Source organism: Pseudomonas sp. SDO55104_S430, from assembly GCF_054070595.1.
The window spans coordinates 1-2,847 of sequence record NZ_JBSVXG010000400.1; the positions used below are offsets into that span (position 1 = coordinate 1).

3 protein-coding genes are annotated in these 2,847 nt (G+C 59.9%); all 3 read right to left on the bottom strand.

Annotated features, from left to right (window positions below):
- Nucleotides 1-135: 135 nt before the first annotated feature.
- Complete coding sequence (locus tag ACW9JE_RS30060) at nt 136-1,404, bottom strand: malic enzyme-like NAD(P)-binding protein (RefSeq protein WP_224541748.1); 1,269 nt, start codon at nt 1,402-1,404, stop codon at nt 136-138.
- A gap of 179 nt (nt 1,405-1,583) precedes the next feature.
- Nucleotides 1,584-2,375 (bottom strand): thermonuclease family protein, encoded by a 792-nt coding sequence (locus ACW9JE_RS30065; protein ID WP_457434829.1) that lies wholly within the window; start codon nt 2,373-2,375, stop codon nt 1,584-1,586.
- Between the two features lie 35 nt (nt 2,376-2,410).
- Nucleotides 2,411-2,629: a 50S ribosomal protein L31 gene (gene rpmE / locus ACW9JE_RS30070; RefSeq protein WP_007975586.1), complete on the bottom strand. Its 219-nt coding sequence runs from the start codon at nt 2,627-2,629 to the stop codon at nt 2,411-2,413.
- Nucleotides 2,630-2,847 lie beyond the last annotated feature (218 nt).

The following is a 2,847-nucleotide window of genomic DNA, read 5'->3' on the forward strand; positions in this document are numbered from 1 at the left end:
TACAGGTAATCACCACGCCCGGTAGGAGCGAGGCTTGCCCGCGAAGAGGCCATCAAATCCAATACAAACCCATCAGGCACAAAAAAGCCCCGACTCTCACGAGCCAGGGCTTTTTGGTTGAAGCGCTACAACGACTTAACCGTTGAACACGTCATCCACGCTTTTCAGCGGGTAGTGCTTCGGATACGGCAGAGTCGCTACACCGGTCTCGATCGCGGCCTTGGCCACGGCGTCGGAGATCAGGGTGATCAGGCGGGCGTCCATTGGCTTCGGAATGATGTACTCACGACCGAATTCCAGCTTGATGCCGCCGTAGGCGTCGCACACTTCCTGAGGTACCGGCAGCTTGGCCAGTTCGCGCAGGGCGTTGGCCGCAGCCACTTTCATTTCTTCGTTGATGCGCTTGGCGCGAACGTCCAGGGCACCGCGGAAGATGAACGGGAAGCCCAGTACGTTGTTGACCTGGTTCGGGTAGTCCGAACGGCCGGTGGCCATGATCACGTCGCTGCGGGTAGCGTGCGCCAGCTCAGGGGAGATTTCCGGATCAGGGTTCGAGCACGCGAACACGATCGGGTTGGCCGCCATCGACAGCAGGCCTTCAGGGCTCAGCAGGTTCGGGCCGGACAGACCCACGAACACGTCAGCGCCTTGCAGGGCATCGGCCAGGGTGCGCTTGTCGGTCGCGTGAGCGAAGACAGCCTTGTACTGGTTCAGATCGTCACGGCCGGAGTGGATCACACCGGTACGGTCGATCATGTAGATGTTTTCGATGTTGGCGCCCATGCTCACCAGCAACTTCATGCAGGAGATGGCGGCAGCACCGGCACCCAGGCAGACGATCTTGGCTTCAGGCAGGGTTTTGCCAGCGATTTCCAGGGCGTTGATCATGCCGGCGGCGGTAACGATCGCGGTGCCGTGCTGGTCATCGTGGAATACCGGAATGTCGCACTGTTCGATCAGAGCGCGCTCGATCTCAAAGCACTCTGGTGCCTTGATGTCTTCCAGGTTGATGCCACCGAAGGTGATGGAGATACGCTTGACGGTGTCGATGAAGGCTTGCGGGCTTTCGGAGTCGACTTCGATATCGAAAACGTCGATGCCGGCGAAGCGCTTGAACAGCACGCCCTTGCCTTCCATCACTGGCTTGGAAGCCAATGGGCCGAGGTTACCCAGGCCGAGAATCGCGGTGCCATCGGAAATGACTGCAACCAGGTTGCCCTTGCCGGTGTACTTGTAGGCCAGCTCAGGGTCGCGACCGATTTCGCGTACTGGTTCGGCTACGCCGGGGCTGTAGGCCAGCGACAGGTCGCGGGCGGTAGCGGTAGGCTTGGTGAGCTCGACGCTCAGCTTTCCTGGACGAGGATTGGCGTGATACTCGAGAGCGGCAGTTTTCAAATCAGACATATGGGCATTCCGCTTTTACTGTTGGACAGACTGGTCAGCGAGGATACGCGCCTCGCAAAATCCCCACAAGACTGACCGGTCACCCCTGTCAACCGCCCTGTCCTACTACTTTTGGCCAAGAGCCGCGGAACACAAGGGATGGACTGTTCACAATCGACGGAAAAAATGTCTACAATTTTTTATCGTTGCGTCACTTCAAGCATCGCCGGATCAGTCAGCGGCAACATCCAGCGCGCCTGACCCTCCTTGAGTCCGCCACGGCGCGAACGGTCCAGAACCCAGCCCCGCGCCTCGATTTGCCTGCCTTCGAGCTTCTGCAGCGAACTCGCATCGAAGCGACCGAGCAGATTGGGTGCAACGCGCAACACAACCGAATCCTGCAATTCGAGCCAAATCCCGCCACGATTGCGCTGAACCTTGCTCACACGCCCGCTAAGCACAGCAAACCCAGCGCGGTCGATCTGATCCGCTTTCAGTACAGGCGACTGGCGCCACACGCCAAGCCCTGCCTGACGCGCACTGCGCTCGGCGGCTTGCTGACAGGCGACCAAGTCGACGTTCGGCGGGACGGCCACAAGAAAACCGAGGCCTTCGGCGAGCATTTGCGCTTCGAGATTGGCGCCGTCGGCACCGTAGGCATGGGCCAGGGTCCGGCCGTAGCGGTCTTTGCTTTCTTTGCCGGGCTGCAGACGGACCCGCCCGTCGCTTGCCGCCACCAGGGCTTCGAGACGTTTGCGCGCAGCCATGGCGAACGGCTCGTCGGAGCGGCCTTTCTTGCCCAGCTCAGGCGTGTTCAGGCCGATCATGCGTACGCTGCGACCATCCTGCAGGCGCAGGGTGTCGCCATCCACCACGCGCTGCACCTCGACCGACGTCAGACCGCTTGGCGCCGGGCAGAGGGCCTGGGCAGCGGAGAGCCAAATCGCGGACACAAAAAAGGCGCCCGCAAGGGACGCCTTTTTCATCAGCATGGAAAAACCGAAGCGGCTTCCCAAGTTGATTGGCCTTAGGCCTTTTTCGCGCCGAAAGCACCGAAACGGTCGGCGAACTTCTGAACGCGGCCACCGGTGTCCAGAGTCTTCTGCTTACCGGTGTAGAACGGGTGGCATTCGTTGCAAACGTCGATCGCCAGGGCTTTGCCGAAGGTCGAACGAGTTTCGAACTTGTTGCCGCAGCTGCAGGTAACAGCAACTGCTGGGTATTCTGGATGGATATCAGCTTTCATGGTGTTTTCCTCAGGCTAGCGTGCCGCCACCCAACACTATTGTTGAATACCGCACGTAATTAGGCAGCGGATTCTACCAGACAATCCCAATCGCGCAAGCTGTCGCTTCTACCGACCGTCTGCTAGGCTCCCGGCCCAAAGTGCACCCATTCCCCTGTGGGAGCGGGGTTGCCCGCGATGACGGCAGCACATTCTCCAATGAGGTTTTCTTGTCGTTC